The following is a 19745-nucleotide window of genomic DNA, read 5'->3' as shown; positions in this document are numbered from 1 at the left end:
TGGGTTTACCCTTTCGGTAAAACTTAACTGGAAGATTTCGATACGACTCCAGACCCGCTAAACAACATGCGGATACCGAGGCCTATCATGACAACACCTGTAAATCGTTCCTGCCATTTGAAAAAGCCAGGGTGTTTACTTAGCCAGTTTCCAAATGTCCCTGATGCCATCGCGACTGACCCCAGGAAAATAATTCCTGCCAGCTTCTGGATACTACCCAGAACAAGCAATTGCAGTCAGACAGGACCCGCAGCAAGATCGACAAACTGAGGAAGAAAAGCAAACATGAACAGCAGGGATTTTGGGTTAGTCAGGCTGTTCAGGGCGCCTTCCTTAACGGCACTCCAGTCAGAAATTTTGGCCGTTTTTCGCAGCCGCGTGTCTGTGCCTGAAGTCGCAATCATTTTTATGCCCAGCCACATCAGATAAGCCGCACCAGCCCACCTTAACAGATCTAGTGCAACCGGCCAGGCATGAACAACGGCTACCAGCCCGAGGACAAGAAAAGAAACCTGCACAAAACCCGCTACAAATACATTACCCAGTACCGTAAACAGTGCAATACGTCTTCCCTGACCGACGCCTCTGGCGATAGTTAGCATCATGTCTGGCCCCGGAGAAATCTCCAGAAGCGTCAGCGCGAGAAGAAAAGAGATAAACGTTTCTATGGAAGGCATCTTGGTTGAGTCCGGATAAATATTTCTGCTACGTTACCTCAGTCCGATTCGAGCCGAAAGTGGAATACACTGCAGCGTCTGCTGCAGGCACAGAGCAGACAGAGCAGATACAGAAGCATGATGTCCACTGTGAGCGAGGTGCGGACGCTGACCTTTCATATTTGTACGATTCACTCTCTGGCCTGATCTGACGTATGTATCATAGATGCAGGAACTCATTAGCATGATCGGAGATTGTATATGCTGATATATAACGTTTTTGGACGGCATATTGGCGTTCAACGTAAGCATGATCGGTGGCTGGTATTTCGTGCTGACCTGACGGAGAGAAAGTTTTCTCGGCTCTATGACATCGCTATTCCAGACGATATGACTGAAGGAGAGATTGCCGGCTGGCTGGGTGACATTTTCCATGAAGCCGCAACCGATCGTCATCCAAATGTGGAACGCATCGAATAAGAATTTAATGGTAAGCCTTACATTGCGCCCGCTCCTGGCACTAACCTGACATGGTGTTGCCAGCCACATCCCAAAAAAAAGCCCGCAATCCGCGGGCTTAGAGATAATTTAGAACCTGTTACTACCAGACGTTTCCGGTTGGGAAATCATTCCCACTCAATCGTAGCCGGTGGTTTACCGCTGATGTCATACACCACGCGGGAAATACCGTTCACTTCGTTGATGATGCGGTTAGACACGCGGCCCAGGAAGTCATACGGCAGGTGCGCCCAGTGCGCGGTCATGAAGTCGATGGTTTCCACCGCACGCAGGGAAACCACCCAGTCGTACTTACGGCCATCGCCCATCACGCCGACGGAGCGAACCGGCAGGAACACGGTGAACGCCTGGCTTACCTTGTTGTACAGGTCAGCTTTGTGCAGCTCTTCGATGAAGATCGCGTCCGCGCGACGCAGCAGGTCGCAGTACTCTTTCTTCACTTCGCCCAGCACGCGCACGCCCAGACCCGGGCCCGGGAACGGGTGACGGTAGAGCATGTCGTACGGCAGACCCAGTTCCAGGCCGATCTTACGCACTTCGTCTTTGAACAGCTCGCGCAGCGGTTCAACCAGACCCATCTTCATCTCTTTCGGCAGGCCGCCCACGTTGTGGTGAGATTTGATGACGTGTGCTTTACCGGTAGCGGAGGCCGCGGATTCGATCACATCAGGGTAGATGGTGCCCTGCGCCAGCCACTTCACGTCGTCCAGCTTCAGCGCTTCTTCGTCGAACACTTCCACGAACACACGGCCGATGATCTTACGCTTGGCTTCCGGATCGTTCTCGCCTTTCAGCGCGTCCAGGAAGCGCTGCTCGCCTTCCACGTGAACGATGTTCAGACCGAAGTGGTCGCCGAACATGTCCATGACCTGCTTCGCTTCGTTCAGACGCAGCAGGCCGTTGTCCACGAAAACGCAGGTCAGGTTTTTGCCGATGGCGCGGTGCAGCAGCATCGCGGTCACGGAGGAGTCCACGCCGCCGGAGAGGCCGAGGATCACTTTGTCATCGCCAACCTGCTGGCGGATACGCTCAACGGCGTCGTCGATGATTTTGGCCGGGGTCCACAGGGCTTCACACTGGCAGATGTCACGCACGAAGCGCTCCAGCATGCGCATACCCTGACGGGTGTGGGTCACTTCCGGGTGGAACTGCACGCCGTAGAAGCGTTTTTCTTCGTTCGCCATGATGGCGAACGGGCAGCTTTCGGTGCTGGCAACGGTCACGAAGTCAGACGGGATGGCGGTGACTTTATCGCCGTGGCTCATCCACACGTCCAGCAGCGGTTTGCCGTCTGCGGTCAGGGAGTCTTCGATACCGCGCACCAGCGCGCTGTCGGTGACCACTTCTACCTGCGCGTAGCCAAATTCGCGCTCGTTAGAGCCTTCTACGTGGCCGCCCAGCTGCATTGCCATGGTCTGCATACCGTAGCACACGCCGAATACCGGCACGCCCGCTTCGAACACATACTGCGGCGCGCGCGGGCTGTTCGCTTCGGTGGTGCTTTCCGGGCCACCGGACAGGATGATGCCGCTTGGATTGAATTCGCGAATCTGTGCTTCCGTGACATCCCACGCCCACAGCTCACAGTAAACGCCCAGCTCACGCACGCGACGCGCCACCAGCTGAGTGTACTGAGAACCGAAGTCCAGGATGAGAATGCGATGTTTATGAATGTTTTCCGTCATTGACGCTAATTCCGAGGCAAGAGAAACAAAAACAGAGCGCCCGATTTACTCGTCGTCTTTCAGGCTGCAGGTGCGTTGGCTGCGTCCATTCGCCCCGGTCACATAGTTAACTATGCTCCCGGGGTCTCATGGACTTGCCGCCTTCCTGCAACCCGAAATCCATAGAGTAACTGGATCGGGCGCGGAAACTTATCAGGAGCCCAGACGGTAGTTCGGGGACTCTTTGGTGATCGTCACGTCGTGAACGTGGCTCTCCTGGATACCCGCACCGCTGATGCGTACGAATTCCGCTTTGGTACGCAGCAGGTCAATGGTACCACAGCCGGTCAGACCCATACAGGAGCGCAGGCCGCCCATCTGCTGGTGAATGATCTCTTTCAGACGGCCTTTATAGGCAACGCGGCCTTCGATACCTTCCGGTACCAGTTTGTCAGCGGCGTTATCGGTCTGGAAGTAACGGTCAGAGGAACCTTTGGACATCGCGCCCAGGGAGCCCATCCCACGGTAAGATTTGTAGGAACGGCCCTGGTAGAGTTCGATTTCGCCCGGGGATTCTTCGGTACCAGCGAGCATAGAGCCGACCATTACGGCAGCAGCGCCCGCGGCGATGGCTTTGGCGATGTCGCCAGAGAAGCGGATACCGCCGTCAGCGATAACCGGAATACCGGTGCCTTCCAGCGCTTCAACCGCGTCAGAAACCGCGGTGATCTGCGGAACGCCCACGCCAGTCACGATACGGGTGGTACAGATAGAGCCAGGGCCGATACCCACTTTCACCGCGCTGCAGCCAGCGTCAGCCAGGGCACGCGCGCCTGCGCCAGTTGCCACGTTGCCGCCGATGATCTGCAGATCAGGGTATTTAGCACGGGTATCACGAATACGTTGCAGCACGCCTTCGGAGTGGCCGTGTGAGGAGTCAATCAGCAGCACGTCAACGCCCGCAGCAACCAGCGCGTCAACGCGCTCTTCGTTACCAGCACCTGCGCCAACCGCAGCGCCGACGCGCAGACGGCCATGCTCATCTTTACAGGCGTTTGGTTTACGTTCAGCTTTCTGGAAATCTTTAACGGTGATCATGCCGCGCAGGTGGAAGTTAGCATCCACAACCAGCGCTTTCTCAACGCGTTTTTCGTGCATTTTCGCCAGCACCACGTCGCGGGTTTCGCCTTCGCGGACGGTCACCAGACGCTCTTTTGGCGTCATGTAGACGCTGACAGGCTGGTTCAGGTCAGTCACGAAGCGCACGTCACGACCGGTAATGATGCCGACCAGTTCATTGTCTTCGGTCACTACCGGATAGCCGGCAAAGCCGTTACGTTCGGTCAGGGCTTTCACTTCGTGCAGGGTGGTGGTTGGCAGTACGGTCTGAGGGTCGGACACGATACCGGATTCATGCTTCTTCACGCGGCGAACTTCTTCCGCCTGACGCTCGATAGACATGTTTTTGTGGATAAAGCCAATGCCGCCTTCCTGTGCCAGGGCGATAGCCAGGCGCGCTTCCGTCACGGTGTCCATTGCCGCGGAGAGCATAGGAATGTTCAGACGAATGGTTTTCGTCAACTGCGTGCTGAGGTCGGCAGTATTCGGCAGAACGGTGGAATGAGCGGGAACGAGGAGGACGTCGTCAAACGTCAGTGCTTCTTTAGCGATACGTAGCATGGGCAATATCTCTGACCTGGGTGGTTAAATATTGCCGTGGCATTATACAGAGCGTAACCGATTGCATCCACACTTTTTTAAAAAAAATGCTTGCGCTCACCTCTCAGCAGGTTACTATCGACTGAATAACTTGCTGATTTAGAATTTGATCCCGCTCACATGTTATCCTCTCAATCCCCCTCAATTTATACTGTCAGCCGCCTCAATCAGACGGTGCGTTTGCTGCTTGAGCAGGAAATGGGGCAGGTCTGGATCAGCGGCGAAATTTCTAACTTCACGCAGCCGTCCTCCGGACACTGGTACTTTACCTTAAAAGACAACACCGCTCAGGTGCGCTGCGCGATGTTCCGTAACAGCAACCGTCGCGTGACGTTCCGCCCTCAGCACGGCCAGCAGGTTCTGGTTCGCGCCAATATCACCCTGTATGAGCCGCGCGGCGACTATCAGATCATCGTTGAGAGCATGCAGCCTGCGGGCGAAGGCCTGCTGCAGCAGAAATATGAACAGCTAAAAGCCATGCTCTCTGCCGAGGGGTTGTTCGACCAGCAGTTCAAAAAACCGCTGCCCTCACCTGCCCACTGCGTTGGGGTCATCACCTCGAAAACCGGTGCGGCACTGCACGATATTTTGCACGTGCTGAAGCGTCGCGACCCTTCCCTGCCCGTCATTATCTACCCGACCGCCGTTCAGGGTGACGATGCGCCGGGCCAGATTGTGCGCGCCATTGAACTGGCGAACGCCCGTCAGGAGTGTGATGTATTAATCGTCGGGCGCGGCGGCGGCTCGCTGGAAGACCTGTGGAGCTTTAACGACGAGCGTGTGGCGAGGGCAATTTTTGCGAGCGTTATCCCGGTGGTGAGCGCCGTCGGCCACGAAACGGACGTGACGATCGCGGATTTTGTCGCGGATCTGCGTGCGCCTACGCCGTCCGCAGCGGCGGAAGTGGTCAGCCGCAACCAGCAGGAGCTGCTGCGTCAGATTCAGAACGGTCAGCAGCGCCTTGAGATGGCGATGGACTATTTCCTTGCCAACCGTACCCGCCACTTTACCCAGCTTCATCATCGTCTTCAGCAGCAGCATCCTCAGCTGCGCCTTGCCCGTCAGCAGACCGTGCTGGAACGCCTGCGCCAGCGGATGAACGTTGCGGTGGACGCGCAGCTTAAGCGCGCGGCGTCGCGCCAGCAGCGCGTGACCCAGCGCCTGAACCAGCAGAACCCGCAGCCGAAAATCTATCGCGCGCAAACGCGGATCCAGCAGCTGGAGTATCGCCTGGCGGAGACTCTCCGGGCGCGCCTGAGCACCACCCGCGAACGTTTTGGCAATGCGGTGACCCATCTTGAAGCGGTCAGCCCTCTCTCCACGCTGGCGCGCGGCTATAGCGTGACGACGGCAACGGACGGCAAAGTGCTGAAGCAGACCAAACAGGTGAATGCCGGCGATGTGCTGACGACGCGTCTGTCAGACGGCTGGGTTGAAAGCGAAGTGAAATCAATTAAACCGGTGAAAAAGACGCGTCAGCGTAAAAGCGGATAATTCTTCGCCGGTTACTTACTATACTGCTGCTATTCCCTTTTTTAATAAGGAGAGCAGCATGCCCCATCTTCATAGCGTTATTCCCCCTTATATTCTTCGTCGTATTATCGAAAGCGGTTCCGAGCCGCAGCAGCGCTGCGCCCGTCAGACCTTAACCCACGTCCAGACACTGATGGCCCACATGCCCGGCAAACCCGCCGCGCCGCACGTCAATAAAGCCGGACAGCTGGAGCGTGATATTTACGATGCGAAGCAAACTCAGGAGCTACCGGGTACCCAGGTGCGCTATGAGGGCCAGCCTTCCAACGGCGATGTGGCGGTGGACGAGGCGTACGATTATTTGGGTATTACCCATGATTTCTTCTGGAAGGAATATCAGCGTGATTCGCTCGATAATAAAGGTCTTATTTTGACCGGCACCGTGCATTACGGTCGGGAATATCAGAACGCCTTCTGGAACGGTCAGCAGATGGTATTCGGCGACGGCGACGGGGAAATCTTCAACCGCTTTACGATTGCCATCGACGTGGTGGCGCATGAGCTGAGCCACGGCGTGACCGAGACCGAAGCCGGGCTGATCTATTTTGAACAGTCGGGCGCGCTGAACGAGTCTCTGTCTGACGTGTTTGGCTCGCTGGTGAAACAGTATCATCTGAAGCAAACCGCCGATAAAGCAGACTGGCTGATTGGTGAAGGGCTGCTGGCGAAAGGGATTAACGGCAAAGGGCTGCGCTCGATGTCTGAACCCGGCACCGCCTACGACGATCCCCTCCTCGGCAAAGACCCGCAGCCCGCGCACATGAAAGATTTCATCAAAACGCGCGAGGATAACGGCGGCGTGCATCTTAACTCCGGCATCCCTAATCGGGCATTTTACCTGGCCGCAACGGCGATCGGTGGCTACGCCTGGGAAAAAGCGGGTTATGCCTGGTACGACACGGTTTGCGATCGCAATCTGGCGCAGGATGCGGATTTTGATGCCTTCGCAAAACTGACGATAGCGCACGGCGAGAAACGCTCCGGTAGCGACGTTGGGGTGGCGATAAAACAAGCCTGGGAACAGGTGGGAGTGCTGTAAATGCAGGTTCCGGAACTGACGGATGACGCCGTGGTTGAGCTGGCCCGGGAAGGCGGCGTCGCTTTTATCCCTAAGCTGAGCGGCCAGCGTACCATCGCGCTCTCTTCGCTTAATGAGGCCCAGCGCCAGCGTCTGGTGAGCATCCTGGAGCAGGCTTTTCCGCGCGGCCAGCCGCCCGGTCAAGCCTCTTCCCCAGGCAGCGGTGACCAGCGCTATTTCCGCATCCAGATTATCTGGACCGGCCAGAATCAGGCGCACTACGCCGATATCATCGTGCTGGTACCCGAGCAGGAAGCGCCCGAGTCGCTGGTCGAGCTGTGGCAGAAAGGCGAAGGCTGCGTGTGCGATTAGCCTTTGGCCCGAACAAACTCCACGCGTTTTTTAGAGATAAGACCGTGGCCGTTCTGGCAGAAATAGTCCACCGCACCGCAGGCTTTTAATACCTGGAGTGGCTGATGACACTCCGGGCAGCGGGCGTCGAGCGCGATATCTTTATTACAATTTTCGCAGTACGCGACCCCGTTCAGGGGCTCCAGCGGCGCCTGGCAATCCGGGCAGGTAATCGTCATGGTGACTCCTTCAAAGCGTTCAGGTCTGTGAGAATTTTACCACGTCGCGTTCAGTGCGGGCCACGTAACTGTTGCTGCAAGGTCAGCAGCAGCGTCACTTCCTCGATCCTGCGGCGCGTCGTGCGGCTCACCTCGTGCGGATCCCGTTCAAAGAGACTTTTTGCCCCCAGAATATGCTCCGCAAGACAGTGCTCGTAGATCGTACCGGGAATATGCCAGCGCTGAATACCTTTGCCCTCAATGAGCTCCAGCACATCTTCCGCGCCGCGTCGGTCGTAGTTGATAATGCGCTCGTCGCGTAAATAGAGCCGCAGGCCCTTTTGCCCGCCCGCAGGTCCCGCGTATTTGTTAAGCCAGATATCCACCGGCACGCCGCTGATGCTTCCCTGCAAGTGCGCCTCGCCTTCCGCCGTGGTCAGGTCGCCCTTGGCGATATCGCGACCCAGGCGGTCTTTTGCCGTAACCACCTGCAACGTCATATCGTCCTGACCGTCCAGATAACGCACCGTTTCACGCAGCATCGCCAGCACGTGCGTACCGATATCCAGAATCACGCCATCAGGGTGGCGAAGCGTTCGCCTGTCCGGTTCTCCGGTAGCGAAATTGAGCGCGATGGGTTCCCCTGCGGCGTTATATCCGCTCGGCTCCTGCAAAAAGCCCTCGATTCTGGCGATGTCAGAAACATGGTCAACCAGCGACTGCTTCACCGTTTCCATGCGCGCCATCCAGTGGTCAAGCGCCAGCACGCGGGATGCGACACCGGGCATTGCCAGCAGCGCGTTGAGTTTTTCGATTTGAGGAAGCGTGGCGACAATCGGTTTTTCAACTACAATCCGTGGGATCGGCGAGGCAATCGCCAGCTCAAGCACCTCAAGATGGTGCAGTGACGCCGTGGTAATAAACAGAGTATCAAGCGGATGGGAGAGGAGTTCAGCCAGTGTGGCACAGCGCGTTACGCCCTCCGGCTGTTTTACGGGCTGGATATCAAAACCCAGACAGTGAGGGAGATTATCAGAGCATTTTCGTATTGCGGGCAGGTAAGCTGTTTCAACGACTGCGCCAAGACCAACAAACCCTAACAGCATGTTCTTACCTCGTCGAATAAATTGCCGGGGCATAACGCCGCCCCGGCAAGATCGAGGTTTATGAGGCGTTAGCTGCCGGTTTAGTTTGCGCATTTTCCAGCATGCGGCGCACCGGAACAATGAAGACGATCAGCACTGCGGCACAAATCAGCAGCGCGATGGAGCAGCGGGCAAAGAGATCCGGCAACATATCCAGCTGATCGGCCTTCACGTGGCCACCAATCAGGCCTGCGGCCAGGTTACCCAGTGCGCTGGCGCAGAACCACAGCCCCATCATCTGGCCGCGCATTCTTTCAGGTGCCAGCAGGGTCATGGTCGCCAGACCGATCGGGCTCAGGCACAGTTCACCGAGCGTCAGCATTAAGATACTGCCCACCAGCCAGAACGGCGATACGCCCGCCCCACCGTTGCTCAGCACGTTTTGTGCCGCCAGCATCATCAGGCCAAAGCCCGCGGCCGCGCACAGAATGCCGATAACAAATTTGGTGATGCTGCTCGGGCGAATGTTCATACTCGCCAGCTTCGGCCATGCCCAGCTGAACACCGGGGCCAGCAGGATGATGAACAAGGCGTTGATTGACTGGAACCACACCGCCGGGATCTCGAAATCACCGATCATGCGGTTAGTGTAGTCGTTGGCAAACAGGTTGAACGAGGTTGGCTTCTGCTCAAACGCGGACCAGAAGAACGCGGCGGAGACCAGCAGAATAAAGCAGACCAGCAGCCTGGCGCGTTCTTTCCGGTTCAGGCCCGCGAAAATGAACAGGTAGATAAAGTAGAGGGCAACGGAGGCCGCAATCACATACACCAGTACGCTGGCTACCGCGACCGGGTTAATGACGATCACGCCCTGCGCAATCAGCGTCACGAGCGTTGCCACGCCTGCCGCCAGCGCGAGCAGCCAGACGCCCACGCCGTTGCGCTTCACCACCGGGCTGTTCCAGGTGGAATCGAGGCCGACTTCGCTGTCGTAGCGCTTCATCGCCGGAACCGCAAATACGCGGAAGATAATCAGCGCCACCAGCATCCCGATGCCGCCAATACCAAAGCCCCAGTGCCAGCCGTGGGTTTTAATCAGCCAGCCGGAAATCAGCGGAGCAATGAACGAGCCCATGTTGATACCCATATAGAACAGCGAGAAACCGCCGTCACGACGCGCATCGCCTTTTTTGTACAAGGTACCGACCATCACCGAGATACAGGTTTTGAACAGACCAGAACCAAGCACGATGAACATCAGACCGATAAAGAACAGGTTATTGCCCATAATGGCCGACAGCGCGATCGACAGGTGACCGAGCGCAATCAGGATCGAACCGTACCAGACGGCCCTCTGCTGGCCAAGCCAGTTATCCGCCAGCCAGCCGCCCGGCAGCGCAGCCAGGTACATGGTGCCAGCAAAGATACCGACAATCGCCGAGGCGTTTTCACGCGCCAGGCCCATCCCGCCGTCATAGACGGTGGCGGCCATAAACAGGATCAGCAGCGGACGGATGCCGTAAAACGAGAAACGCTCCCACATCTCGGTAAAGAACAGCGAACCGAGCGGATAAGGGTGGCCGAAGAACGTTCGGCTCTCTTTTTGATTAACAGAGGATTGCATAATTCTCCCGAAAGGTATGTGTCGTGCTTGTAAACACCAGCAAGTACGCCGGCCAGTTACGTATCTGACCGATTTTTTACATGCGGCGAAAAGTTAGTTAACCATTTGATAACCAGTCGCTAGTTTTGTCTAGTACCGAACCAGGGACTTTAAGATGAAAATTCGACGATTGTCTACTTTCTTAGATTTAAACGTGGTTGAAAGTGAATAGTGATTGACTTCACACAGAGAGAACCGGCGGTATGATTTGGGCAAAAAAAAGCCCGCGATAAACGCGGGCTTTCGTGAAACTGGCAAAGCTTATTTGCTTTTCTTAATGTGCTTAATCAAACGCTTACGCTTACGCATCTGGTTTGGCGTCAGGGTGTTGCGCTTGTTGGCGAACGGGTTTTCCCCTTCCTTGAACTGGATGCGGATAGGCGTGCCCATCACGTCCAGCGATTTACGGAAGTAGTTCATCAGGTAGCGCTTGTAGGAATCCGGCAGGTCTTTCACCTGGTTGCCGTGAATCACTACGATTGGCGGGTTATAGCCACCGGCGTGGGCATATTTCAGCTTCACGCGACGACCGCGCACCAGCGGCGGCTGATGGTCTTCCGCAGCCATATTCATGATGCGGGTCAGCATGGCGGTGCTTTGACGACGGGTAGAGCTGTCATACGCTTCACGCACGGATTCGAACAGGTTACCCACGCCGCTGCCGTGCAGCGCCGAGATGAAGTGCACACGGGCAAAATCGATAAAGCCCAGACGGAAGTCCAGAGTCTCTTTCACCTGCTCGCGCACTTCATTGCTCAGGCCGTCCCACTTGTTGACCACGATGACCAGTGAGCGCCCACTATTGAGGATAAAGCCGAGCAGTGAGAGATCCTGATCGGAGATACCTTCGCGCGCGTCAATGACCAGCAGCACCACGTTGGCGTCTTCGATCGCCTGCAGGGTTTTGATAACGGAGAATTTTTCCACCACGTCGGTGATTTTTCCGCGCTTACGCACGCCCGCCGTGTCGATGAGTACGTATTCACGTTCATCGCGCTGCATCGGGATGTAGATGCTGTCACGCGTAGTGCCCGGCATGTCGTAGACGACCACGCGCTCTTCACCCAGAATACGGTTAGTAAGCGTAGACTTACCTACGTTTGGACGACCGACAATCGCCAGCTTGATCGGCAGATCCTGCGGGTTGAAGTCGTCCTCAGGCTCTTCTTCTTCGCCCTCTTCACCGTCTTCGAACTGCGCCCAGTATTCAGCGTCTTCGTCCACTTCTTCCGGCGGATTCACTTCGTCAACCCACGGCAGCAGAACGGTTTCCAGCAGGCTGGTCACGCCACGACCATGTGATGCGGCAATCGGGTAGATTTCACCGAGACCCAGAGACCAGAAATCCGCGACGGCCTGATCGGCATCGATACCGTCAGTTTTGTTCGCCACCAGGAAGGTCGGCTTTTCGCGTGAACGCAGGTGTTTGGCGATTGCGGAGTCCGCCGGCATAAGGCCAGCGCGCGCATCCACCATGAACAGCACCACATCCGCTTCTTCAATCGCCAGCAGCGACTGTTCCGCCATGCGGGTTTCTACGCCGTCTTCTGTGCCGTCAATACCGCCGGTATCGATACAGATGAACTCGCGTCCTTCCACCTCTGCACGACCGTACTTACGGTCACGCGTCAGCCCCGGGAAATCCGCAACCAGCGCATCACGGGTGCGTGTTAAACGGTTAAAAAGAGTGGATTTTCCAACGTTAGGGCGCCCGACAAGCGCGACCACAGGTACCATGTTTGAAGCCTCATAAAATTCAAATAAACGTCGCTTTCGCGGCGTTTTTAAAAATGTCAAAACGGCTCCTGAATGAACAGGAGCCGTTTAGTATACTACAACCGCCGGGTAATTAACGCGTGATCGCGTACAGCGTGCCGTCTTTTGCCTGAATCAGCAGTTTGCCGTCAGCCACAACCGGGTCGGTCAGGAAACCAGAGCTGTCGACTTTTTGCTGTGCAACAAAGCGACCGTTCTCCGGATCGATCCAGTGCATATACCCTTCGCTGTCGCCAACCACCAGGCTACCGTTGTACAGCACTGGCGCGGTCAGCAGACGGTGCAGCAGATCGCTTTGCGTCCACAGCGTCACGCCGCCTTCAGTGCTCAGCGCCAGCAGGCGGTCGTTCTGGTCAACCATATAGATGCGGTTGCCGTCGACGATGAAATCATTCACAGAGCCCAGCTCACGTTTCCACATGATCTGGCCGCTGCGCAGATCCAGCGCGGTCAGGTTGCCGTTATAGGCCAGCGCGTAAACCACACCGTCAACGATGACCGGGGTAGTGTCCACATCGCTCAGACGATCAATTTCCGTGGAGCCAGTCGCCTGAGAGATGCGCTGCTGCCAGATCATCTGGCCCTGCTGCATCAGCACGGCGCTCACGCGGCCGTTGTCACCGCCCACAATAGCAGCGCCAAAGGCGGTCGCAGGTGCGGATTCACCGCGCAGAGAGAGCGCAGGCATATCCAGGTTCACGGTCCATTTTACCAGACCGTCCGCTTCGTTCAGCGCCTGCAACTGGCCGTTACTGGTATGAATCAGCACCAGACCGTCGCTCACCACCGGGCGAGACAGAGACTCACCGGCCACGGTTGTTTGCCAGGCAATGGAGCCGTCGCTGCTGTTCAGCGCATACACCTGCGCTTTTTCGCTGCCCACATAGACGTGACCGCCGGAAACGGTCAGACCGCCAGACAGCAGTGCAGGTTTACGGGAGAACCAGCCGTCTTTTTCCGCCAGGTTAACGGACCAGACTTCTTTCCCGTCATCGGCGTTCACCGCTTTCACGGTACCTTTGCGGTCAGCGGCATAGACAACGCTGTCTGCATACGCCGGATGAAGGTTGGAATAGAAATCACCAATCCCACTGCCCACGGAGACATCCCACGCGGTGGAAGGGGTAAACTGGTTTTCAACCGTCGGCAGTGGGGACATTTTCACAACGTCTTCTTCGCCACTGAACAGTGAACAACCACTCAATAACGTAACAGAAAGCAGTCCTGGCAGAAGTAATTTACGCAATTGCATCGGGTCCCTCTCAGACGGACAAATTATTTATTTTCATCTGCATCATTTCGCTCAGCGCAGGTGACGCTTTGCTCTCTACGCCAGCTTGCCACGCTTTACGCGCGCCCGCTTTGTCACCTTTGCTCAGCAGTGCTTCACCGCGCAAATCGGCAACGATGGCAGCAAAACCTTCGCCTTTGATGGTATCGAGCGTTTTCAGCGCGTCATCCGCTTTTTTCTGCTGAACCTGAATTCGTGCCAGGCGCAGATTGATCACCGCTTTCAGGTTTTCATCGCTTGCGGCAGCAAGGCCCTGAGAGAGCTGAGCAACGGCTTTATCCAGTTCGTTTTTATCCACGTACTGCTGAGCCACTTCCAGCGCAGCCAGTGCACCGTAGGTGTTTTTGTTGTCAGCCGCAAATTTCTCTGCCGCAGCCAGCGTTTGCGGCTGGTCGGCACGAATCGCGCTAACGGTATTTTCATACGACAGGGACGCGCCGCGCGCGGAATCCGCCTGATGGTTGTTCCAGTAACGCCAGCCCACCAGCGCACCCACACCTAAAATAACCCCAACAACCAGCGCTTTGCCGTTTTCAGCAAAGAAGCGTTTAATCGCGTCGACCTGATCGTGTTCGTTCTCGTACATTTCCACGCCGTCTTTCTCCTTAGCCCAATAGAGTGCGCAAGTGCGCCGCAACGCCGTCCTGCGTTACCGTTGTTTGCTCACCAGAGCGCAGGTCTTTTACTACCACTTCGCCGTTAGCCACTTCGGACTCGCCCAGCACCAGTGCAATACTTGCGCCCCATTTATCGGCACGAGCAAACTGTTTTTTGAAGTTGCCGCCGCCATGGTTGGTCATCAGCTTAACGCCCGGCAGCGCATCGCGCACGCGTTCGGCAAGCTGCATTGCCGCAGACTGCGTTTCCGCGCCTGAAGCCACCAGGTATATATCGACAACGGAATCTGCTTTAAATTCCGGATTAACTGCCTGAACCAGCAAAACAAGTCGCTCAAGACCCATCGCGAAGCCAACAGCAGGTGCTGCGCGACCGCCAAGTTGCTCAACCAGACCGTCATAACGACCGCCAGCACACACGGTGCCCTGCGAACCGAGGCTGGTGGTCACCCACTCAAACACGGTACGGTTGTAGTAGTCCAGACCGCGCACCAGACGCTGGTTCACGGTATAGGCGATGCCCGCCGCTTCAAGCAGCTTGCAGAGACCCGCGAAGTGTTCGCGAGAATCGTCGTCCAGGTAGTCACTCAACGCAGGAGCATCATTTAACAGCGCCTGGACGTCAGGATTTTTGGAATCCAGCACACGCAGCGGGTTGCTGTACATGCGACGCTTGCAGTCTTCGTCGAGCTTCTCTTTATGCTGTTCCAGGAACGCCACCAGCGCATCACGGTAGTTAGCGCGCGCTGCCAGAGAACCGATTGAGTTCAGTTCCAGCGAAACGTGCTCAGAGATGCCGAGCGCACGCCACCAGCGGGCCGTCAGCATAATCAGTTCGGCGTCGATGTCTGGCCCTTGCAGACCAAAAACTTCCACACCCAGCTGGTTGAACTGGCGATAACGACCCTTCTGCGGACGTTCGTGGCGGAACATCGGGCCGATATACCACAGGCGCTGCTCCTGATTGTACAGAAGACCATGTTCGATGCCGGCGCGTACGCAGCCCGCCGTACCTTCCGGACGCAGGGTCAGGCTGTCGCCGTTGCGGTCCTCAAAGGTATACATCTCTTTTTCAACCACGTCGGTGACTTCGCCGATCGCGCGTTTGAATAACGGGGTCTGCTCTACAATCGGCAAACGGATTTCGCTGTAACCGTAGCTGCCGAGCACCTGCTTCAGCGTGCCTTCAATGCGCTGCCAGATGGCGGTTTCGCCAGGCAGGTAATCGTTCATGCCGCGGATGGCTTGAATGTTTTTTGCCACGTTTATTCTCTTTCTATATACAAAAAAAACCCAAAGAATGGGTTCAATCATACATGGGAAGCGGTACGCTTCCCATCACGTTATTTTTCAACCTGCTGAACGTTGATGCGCTGTGTCTCGTCCATCATGGCGGCTTTGGCGCGGATGCGAGCTTCAAGCTGGTCAATCATGTCGCTATTATCCAGACGATCTTTACGAACGCCATCTTCATAGAGACCACTTTTCTTGTTACCGCCGGTGACGCCCAGGGTTGACACCAGCGCTTCACCCGGACCGTTCACCACGCAGCCGATGATGGAAACGTCCATCGGAGTGATGATGTCTTCCAGACGCTGCTCCAGGGCATTGACCGTACCGATCACGTCAAATTCCTGACGCGAACAGGTTGGACAGGCAATGAAGTTGATCCCACGCGAGCGGATACGCAGTGATTTCAGAATATCGAAACCGACCTTGATCTCTTCTACCGGATCCGCCGCCAGCGAGACGCGCAGGGTGTCGCCGATCCCTTCGGAGAGCAGCAGCCCCAGACCGATCGCAGATTTTACAGAGCCACTGCGCAGACCGCCCGCTTCGGTGATCCCGAGGTGCAGAGGCTGATCGATCTCTTTTGCCAGCAGGCGGTAAGACTCCACCGCAAGGAAGACGTCGGACGCTTTTACGCTGACTTTAAACTGATCGAAGTTAAGACGATCGAGATGATCGACATGACGCATCGCGGATTCGAGCAGCGCCTGCGGCGTCGGCTCGCCGTATTTTTCCTGCAGGTCTTTTTCCAGGGAACCGGCATTCACGCCGATACGGATAGGAATATTTTTATCGCGGGCGCAGTCCACTACCATGCGGATACGCTCTTCGTTACCGATGTTGCCCGGGTTAATACGCAGGCAATCGACGCCGTATTCGGCCACTTTCAGCGCGATACGGTAGTCGAAGTGGATATCTGCAACCAGCGGAACGCTGACCTGCTGTTTGATCAGTTTGAACGCCTCGGCGGCATCCATGGTCGGGACGGAGACGCGAACAATGTCCGCGCCTACACGTTCTAATGCTTTGATTTGGTTGACCGTCGCTTCCACGTCCGTGGTGCGCGTATTGGTCATCGACTGGACGGCGATAGGTGCCCCATCGCCGACTGGCACATTCCCAACGTAAATCCGTTTCGATTTTCTACGTTGAATCGGAGCCTGGTTATGCATGAAAAATCTCCCGCGTTGCCCGTCTGTTACTGTGCTGCTGATTGCTCGGCATTAACGGTAAGACGTGCAACCTGGTTAGTTCTGATAAAGCGGCTCAGGTCGACAGGTTTTCCTTGATACTGGATCTGTACCGCTGCCGGAGCGCCGATTTTAAGTTTGTAAGGAGCCTGACCCGTTAGGTTTAACGTGCCATCTTTCCGCTGCAGGCCGCTGAACAGTTTTTTGCCTGTCGCGTCAGTGACTTCCAGCCAGCAGTCGGCGGTAAAGTTCATCACCAGCGCGTTAGGTTCGGCAGCAGGAGCAGCAGTGGCCGCCGGGTCGGTCGGCAGAGATGCTGCGGTGTTATCCGCAGGCTGAGTGGCCGCAGGCGCGTTCGTTGCGGTATCCACATTTGCCTGAGAAGGCGCGACAACCGCGTTTTGATCCTGAGCCTGAGGTGCAGTGGTGTTCGCCGTAGCTGCCGGAGCCTGCGCGGCATCGGATGCTGGCGCCGCAGTCTGCGGTTCGCTTGAGGTGTCTGCGCCGTCAGTATTCAGCGGCACGCTCTGTGCGCCACCATTTCCAGCCTGATTGAGTTCAGCGGAGGATTGATCGGCCATGGTGGTGATCTCTTCCTGCTGCGCCTTGTGGTTTTGCCACCACCATGCGCCGGTCAGGCCGACAACAACAAACAGCACCAGCCAGGTAAAGCTCATCAGCCAGCCATCACGTTTTTTACGACGTTTTCCCAGAGAGAAGGTCTGCATCGGCGCAACTTTGGCTGCACGAACAGGTGCCTGCTTCTCCATCATCGGCAGTAATTCGTCTTCGGGGATGTGCACCAGTTTTGCATAAGAGCGGATATAGCCGCGCAGGAAGGTTGAAGCCAGATCGGCAGGCGCCTTATCTTCTTCAATATCGCGAACCGTGGAAACCTTCAGGCACAAGCGTTCCGCAACGGCTTGCTGGCTGAGTCCGAGTTGTTCACGGGCGTTGCGAAGACGAACGCCAGTGGAGAGTGCTTCATGTTGGTCGTGAGTGGCTTCAGTATTCATTCGCTACAACTACTGGTACGTGAAAAATAAGGGTTCAGGTGCCGGTGAGTCACAATGCCACCCGCACCGCGAAACTTCTGGTCAGTTAACCTTGAACAGACAGTATAAGACTGTCAGCCGGTAGATGACAGTGCAGCTCTGCCCGCCTGGCTAAACTGTTGTTACGTCGTTACATACTGCCCGAAACTCATATGAAACGCACCGTAATTATTAATCAAACATCACGAATCTGACTGATTATTCAGTCAGATTATGCATCACAGCGTAGATAATGCGCCGTGATGCATAATAATCAAACAGCTTTAACCGCAATGGTCTCGCCCTGCATGCGTTTACGCAGGGTACGTTTGGTACGGTCGATGACGTCACCGGCCAGCTGTCCGCATGCAGCATCAATATCATCACCGCGGGTTTTACGCACAATCGTGGTGAAACCGTACTCCATCAGCACCTTGGAGAAACGGTCAATACGGCTGTTCGAGCTGCGGCCATACGGCGCGCCCGGGAACGGGTTCCATGGGATCAGGTTGATTTTGCATGGCGTATCTTTCAGCATTTCAGCCAGCTGATGCGCATGCTCGGTACCGTCGTTAACGTGGTCAAGCATCACGTATTCGATAGTTACGCGGCCCTGGTTCGCGTTGGATTTCTCCAGATAACGACGCACGGCAGCGAGGAAGGTTTCGATATTGTACTTTTTGTTGATCGGTACAATTTCGTCACGAATTTCATCGTTTGGTGCGTGCAGGGAGATGGCCAGCGCAACGTCAATCATGTCGCCCAGCTTATCCAGCGCAGGTACAACGCCAGAGGTAGACAGCGTCACGCGACGCTTGGACAGGCCAAAACCGAAGTCATCCAGCATGATTTCCATCGCCGGAACCACGTTGGTCAGGTTCAGCAGCGGCTCACCCATCCCCATCATCACCACGTTGGTGATAGGACGCGTACCGGTCACTTTTGCCGCACCCACGATTTTCGCGGCACGCCAGACCTGACCGATAATTTCGGACACGCGCAGGTTACGGTTAAAGCCTTGCTGTGCGGTTGAGCAGAATTTGCACTCCAGCGCACAGCCAACCTGAGAGGAGACGCACAGCGTGGCGCGATCGTCTTCCGGAATGTAGACGGTTTCAACGCGCTGATCGCCTACCGCAATCGCCCATTTGATGGTGCCGTCTGCCGAGCGCTGCTCTTCCACGACTTCCGGCGCGCGGATTTCAGCCACTTCTTTGAGCTTGTTGCGCAGCACTTTGTTGATGTCGGTCATCTCATCAAAGTTGTCGCTGCAGTAGTGGTACATCCACTTCATCACCTGATCGGCACGAAACGGCTTCTCACCCATATCTTTAAAGAACTCGCGCATCTGCTGACGGTTCAGGTCCAGCAGGTTAATTTTTCCATTTTTATTGGGAACCGCAGGAATGGCGACTTCGGAGGTATTCACTAGTTCAGACATAATATTTTCCGGCCTCGTTGTTACACGTTATGGCCCATGGAGGGTTGAATAGAAACGCCCCGGAAAGCGGTCTGCTCGTCCGGGGCGTTGCATTGTACAAAGTCTGGCGCAGGGATGCCACGTCTGGACGCGGCATTTACGAAAATAATGTGTAAACGAAACCGTTAAATTAACGGGTACGTGGACACACTTCGCCTTCAGCGAAGAAGAACGCGATTTCGCGCGCAGCAGACTCAACGGAGTCGGAACCATGGGTGCCGTTCTCGGTGAAGCTGTCCGCGTAGTCAGCGCGCAGAGTACCTGCCAGCGCGTTGTCCGGGTTGGTTGCACCCAGCAGATCGCGGTGACGCTGTACCGCGTTTTCGCCTTCCAGTACGGAAACCACGATCGGGCCGGAGGTCATGAACTCAACCAGACCGTCAAAGAATGGGCGACCTTCGTGCTCAGCGTAGAAACCGCGAGCCTGTTCAACGGTCAGGTGCAGCATTTTGGTGCCAACGATCTTAAACCCTGCTGATTCAAAGCGAGCGAAGATGCTGCCAATAACGTTTTTTGCCACCGCGTTTGGTTTGATGATGGAAAAAGTACGTTCAATAGCCATGATAACCTCTGTAAAATGTTCTGTTGTTTTGCATACCTGAGTATGGTGTGGCGCGGATTATAAAGAGCAATAGCGCCAT

The 19745-nt window shown here is 55.9% G+C and carries 17 protein-coding genes and 1 pseudogene; 4 read left to right on the top strand and 14 right to left on the bottom strand.

Annotated features, from left to right (window positions below; all coding sequences use genetic code 11):
- Positions 1-23 precede the first annotated feature (23 nt).
- Positions 24-677, bottom strand: a pseudogene (locus D5066_RS06005) (LysE family translocator).
- 240 nt (positions 678-917) lie between these two features.
- On the opposite strand from D5066_RS06005, the gene D5066_RS06000 reads away from it, so the two are divergent.
- Positions 918-1136, top strand: coding sequence for a DUF7661 family protein (locus tag D5066_RS06000; RefSeq protein ID WP_032648750.1), 219 nt, complete (start codon positions 918-920; stop codon positions 1134-1136).
- 146 nt (positions 1137-1282) lie between these two features.
- On the opposite strand, the gene guaA is transcribed toward D5066_RS06000, so the two are convergent.
- Positions 1283-2860 (bottom strand): glutamine-hydrolyzing GMP synthase, encoded by a 1578-nt coding sequence (gene guaA / locus D5066_RS05995; RefSeq protein ID WP_119915360.1) that lies wholly within the window; start codon positions 2858-2860, stop codon positions 1283-1285.
- Positions 2861-3052: 192 nt separating this feature from the next.
- Entirely contained in the window at positions 3053-4519 is a 1467-nt protein-coding gene (guaB, locus tag D5066_RS05990; protein WP_014884799.1) for an IMP dehydrogenase, read from the bottom strand.
- Between the two features lie 159 nt (positions 4520-4678).
- Here guaB and xseA point away from each other — a divergent pair, with 159 nt between their 5' ends.
- The 3 genes from xseA to D5066_RS05975 are packed head-to-tail and all read left to right on the top strand — an operon-like array spanning position 4679 to position 7481.
- Positions 4679-6052, top strand: a complete 1374-nt coding sequence (gene xseA, locus D5066_RS05985) for an exodeoxyribonuclease VII large subunit (RefSeq protein WP_119915359.1) — start codon at positions 4679-4681, stop codon at positions 6050-6052.
- 58 nt (positions 6053-6110) lie between these two features.
- Positions 6111-7130 carry a M4 family metallopeptidase gene (locus D5066_RS05980; RefSeq protein ID WP_080328428.1) on the top strand — a complete coding sequence of 340 codons (1020 nt, stop codon included), beginning with the start codon at positions 6111-6113 and terminating at the stop codon, positions 7128-7130.
- Positions 7131-7481 carry a protealysin inhibitor emfourin gene (locus D5066_RS05975; protein ID WP_006811517.1) on the top strand — a complete coding sequence of 117 codons (351 nt, stop codon included), beginning with the start codon at positions 7131-7133 and terminating at the stop codon, positions 7479-7481. It abuts the gene before it with no gap.
- On the opposite strand, the gene D5066_RS05970 is transcribed toward D5066_RS05975, so the two are convergent.
- From D5066_RS05970 to ndk, 11 genes are all read right to left on the bottom strand, one after another.
- A complete protein-coding gene (locus tag D5066_RS05970; RefSeq protein ID WP_119915358.1) occupies positions 7478-7699 on the bottom strand; it encodes a zinc ribbon domain-containing protein in 222 nt (73 codons plus the stop codon). The genes D5066_RS05975 and D5066_RS05970 overlap by 4 nt on opposite strands.
- Before the next feature lie 50 nt (positions 7700-7749).
- Positions 7750-8784 carry a Gfo/Idh/MocA family oxidoreductase gene (locus D5066_RS05965; RefSeq protein WP_119915357.1) on the bottom strand — a complete coding sequence of 345 codons (1035 nt, stop codon included), beginning with the start codon at positions 8782-8784 and terminating at the stop codon, positions 7750-7752.
- Positions 8785-8842: 58 nt separating this feature from the next.
- On the bottom strand, positions 8843-10387 hold the full coding sequence (locus D5066_RS05960; RefSeq protein WP_119915356.1) for a peptide MFS transporter: 1545 nt from the start codon (positions 10385-10387) through the stop codon (positions 8843-8845).
- Positions 10388-10687: 300 nt separating this feature from the next.
- Positions 10688-12163, bottom strand: coding sequence for a ribosome biogenesis GTPase Der (gene der / locus D5066_RS05955; protein ID WP_045399786.1), 1476 nt, complete (start codon positions 12161-12163; stop codon positions 10688-10690).
- A 112-nt stretch (positions 12164-12275) separates the two neighbouring features.
- The gene (bamB, locus tag D5066_RS05950; RefSeq protein ID WP_080328424.1) at positions 12276-13454 is read right to left on the bottom strand and encodes an outer membrane protein assembly factor BamB; all 1179 of its coding nucleotides are present in this window, start codon (positions 13452-13454) and stop codon (positions 12276-12278) included.
- Positions 13455-13464: 10 nt separating this feature from the next.
- Positions 13465-14085: a YfgM family protein gene (locus tag D5066_RS05945; RefSeq protein ID WP_080328423.1), complete on the bottom strand. Its 621-nt coding sequence runs from the start codon at positions 14083-14085 to the stop codon at positions 13465-13467.
- A gap of 13 nt (positions 14086-14098) precedes the next feature.
- Positions 14099-15373 carry a histidine--tRNA ligase gene (gene hisS, locus D5066_RS05940; protein ID WP_119915355.1) on the bottom strand — a complete coding sequence of 425 codons (1275 nt, stop codon included), beginning with the start codon at positions 15371-15373 and terminating at the stop codon, positions 14099-14101.
- A gap of 80 nt (positions 15374-15453) precedes the next feature.
- Positions 15454-16572, bottom strand: a complete 1119-nt coding sequence (gene ispG / locus D5066_RS05935; RefSeq protein ID WP_080328421.1) for a flavodoxin-dependent (E)-4-hydroxy-3-methylbut-2-enyl-diphosphate synthase — start codon at positions 16570-16572, stop codon at positions 15454-15456.
- Positions 16573-16598: 26 nt separating this feature from the next.
- The gene (gene rodZ / locus D5066_RS05930; protein WP_119915354.1) at positions 16599-17606 is read right to left on the bottom strand and encodes a cytoskeleton protein RodZ; all 1008 of its coding nucleotides are present in this window, start codon (positions 17604-17606) and stop codon (positions 16599-16601) included.
- A 292-nt stretch (positions 17607-17898) separates the two neighbouring features.
- On the bottom strand, positions 17899-19065 hold the full coding sequence (gene rlmN, locus D5066_RS05925; RefSeq protein WP_119915353.1) for a dual-specificity RNA methyltransferase RlmN: 1167 nt from the start codon (positions 19063-19065) through the stop codon (positions 17899-17901).
- A 169-nt stretch (positions 19066-19234) separates the two neighbouring features.
- Positions 19235-19666 (bottom strand): nucleoside-diphosphate kinase, encoded by a 432-nt coding sequence (ndk, locus tag D5066_RS05920; RefSeq protein WP_003860625.1) that lies wholly within the window; start codon positions 19664-19666, stop codon positions 19235-19237.
- Positions 19667-19745: the final 79 nt, after the last annotated feature.

This window comes from Enterobacter chuandaensis (assembly GCF_003594915.1).
Lineage (GTDB): Bacteria > Pseudomonadota > Gammaproteobacteria > Enterobacterales > Enterobacteriaceae > Enterobacter > Enterobacter chuandaensis.
The sequence above is the reverse complement of the archived record's forward strand: the minus strand, read 5'-3'. Positions and strand labels throughout refer to the sequence as shown.

What these genes read in the sequence shown, in the direction of transcription:
- der (WP_045399786.1), bottom strand. Translation starts at nt 12,163, where the DNA reads ATGGTACCTGTGGTCGCGCTTGTCGGGCGCCCTAACGTTGGAAAATCC.
- guaA (WP_119915360.1), bottom strand. Translation starts at nt 2,860, where the DNA reads ATGACGGAAAACATTCATAAACATCGCATTCTCATCCTGGACTTCGGT.
- ndk (WP_003860625.1), bottom strand. Translation starts at nt 19,666, where the DNA reads ATGGCTATTGAACGTACTTTTTCCATCATCAAACCAAACGCGGTGGCA.
- D5066_RS05975 (WP_006811517.1), top strand. Translation starts at nt 7,131, where the DNA reads ATGCAGGTTCCGGAACTGACGGATGACGCCGTGGTTGAGCTGGCCCGG.
- xseA (WP_119915359.1), top strand. Translation starts at nt 4,679, where the DNA reads ATGTTATCCTCTCAATCCCCCTCAATTTATACTGTCAGCCGCCTCAAT.
- D5066_RS05970 (WP_119915358.1), bottom strand. Translation starts at nt 7,699, where the DNA reads ATGACGATTACCTGCCCGGATTGCCAGGCGCCGCTGGAGCCCCTGAAC.
- D5066_RS05965 (WP_119915357.1), bottom strand. Translation starts at nt 8,784, where the DNA reads ATGCTGTTAGGGTTTGTTGGTCTTGGCGCAGTCGTTGAAACAGCTTAC.
- D5066_RS06000 (WP_032648750.1), top strand. Translation starts at nt 918, where the DNA reads ATGCTGATATATAACGTTTTTGGACGGCATATTGGCGTTCAACGTAAG.
- ispG (WP_080328421.1), bottom strand. Translation starts at nt 16,572, where the DNA reads ATGCATAACCAGGCTCCGATTCAACGTAGAAAATCGAAACGGATTTAC.
- D5066_RS05960 (WP_119915356.1), bottom strand. Translation starts at nt 10,387, where the DNA reads ATGCAATCCTCTGTTAATCAAAAAGAGAGCCGAACGTTCTTCGGCCAC.
- rlmN (WP_119915353.1), bottom strand. Translation starts at nt 19,065, where the DNA reads ATGTCTGAACTAGTGAATACCTCCGAAGTCGCCATTCCTGCGGTTCCC.
- bamB (WP_080328424.1), bottom strand. Translation starts at nt 13,454, where the DNA reads ATGCAATTGCGTAAATTACTTCTGCCAGGACTGCTTTCTGTTACGTTA.
- guaB (WP_014884799.1), bottom strand. Translation starts at nt 4,519, where the DNA reads ATGCTACGTATCGCTAAAGAAGCACTGACGTTTGACGACGTCCTCCTC.
- rodZ (WP_119915354.1), bottom strand. Translation starts at nt 17,606, where the DNA reads ATGAATACTGAAGCCACTCACGACCAACATGAAGCACTCTCCACTGGC.
- D5066_RS05980 (WP_080328428.1), top strand. Translation starts at nt 6,111, where the DNA reads ATGCCCCATCTTCATAGCGTTATTCCCCCTTATATTCTTCGTCGTATT.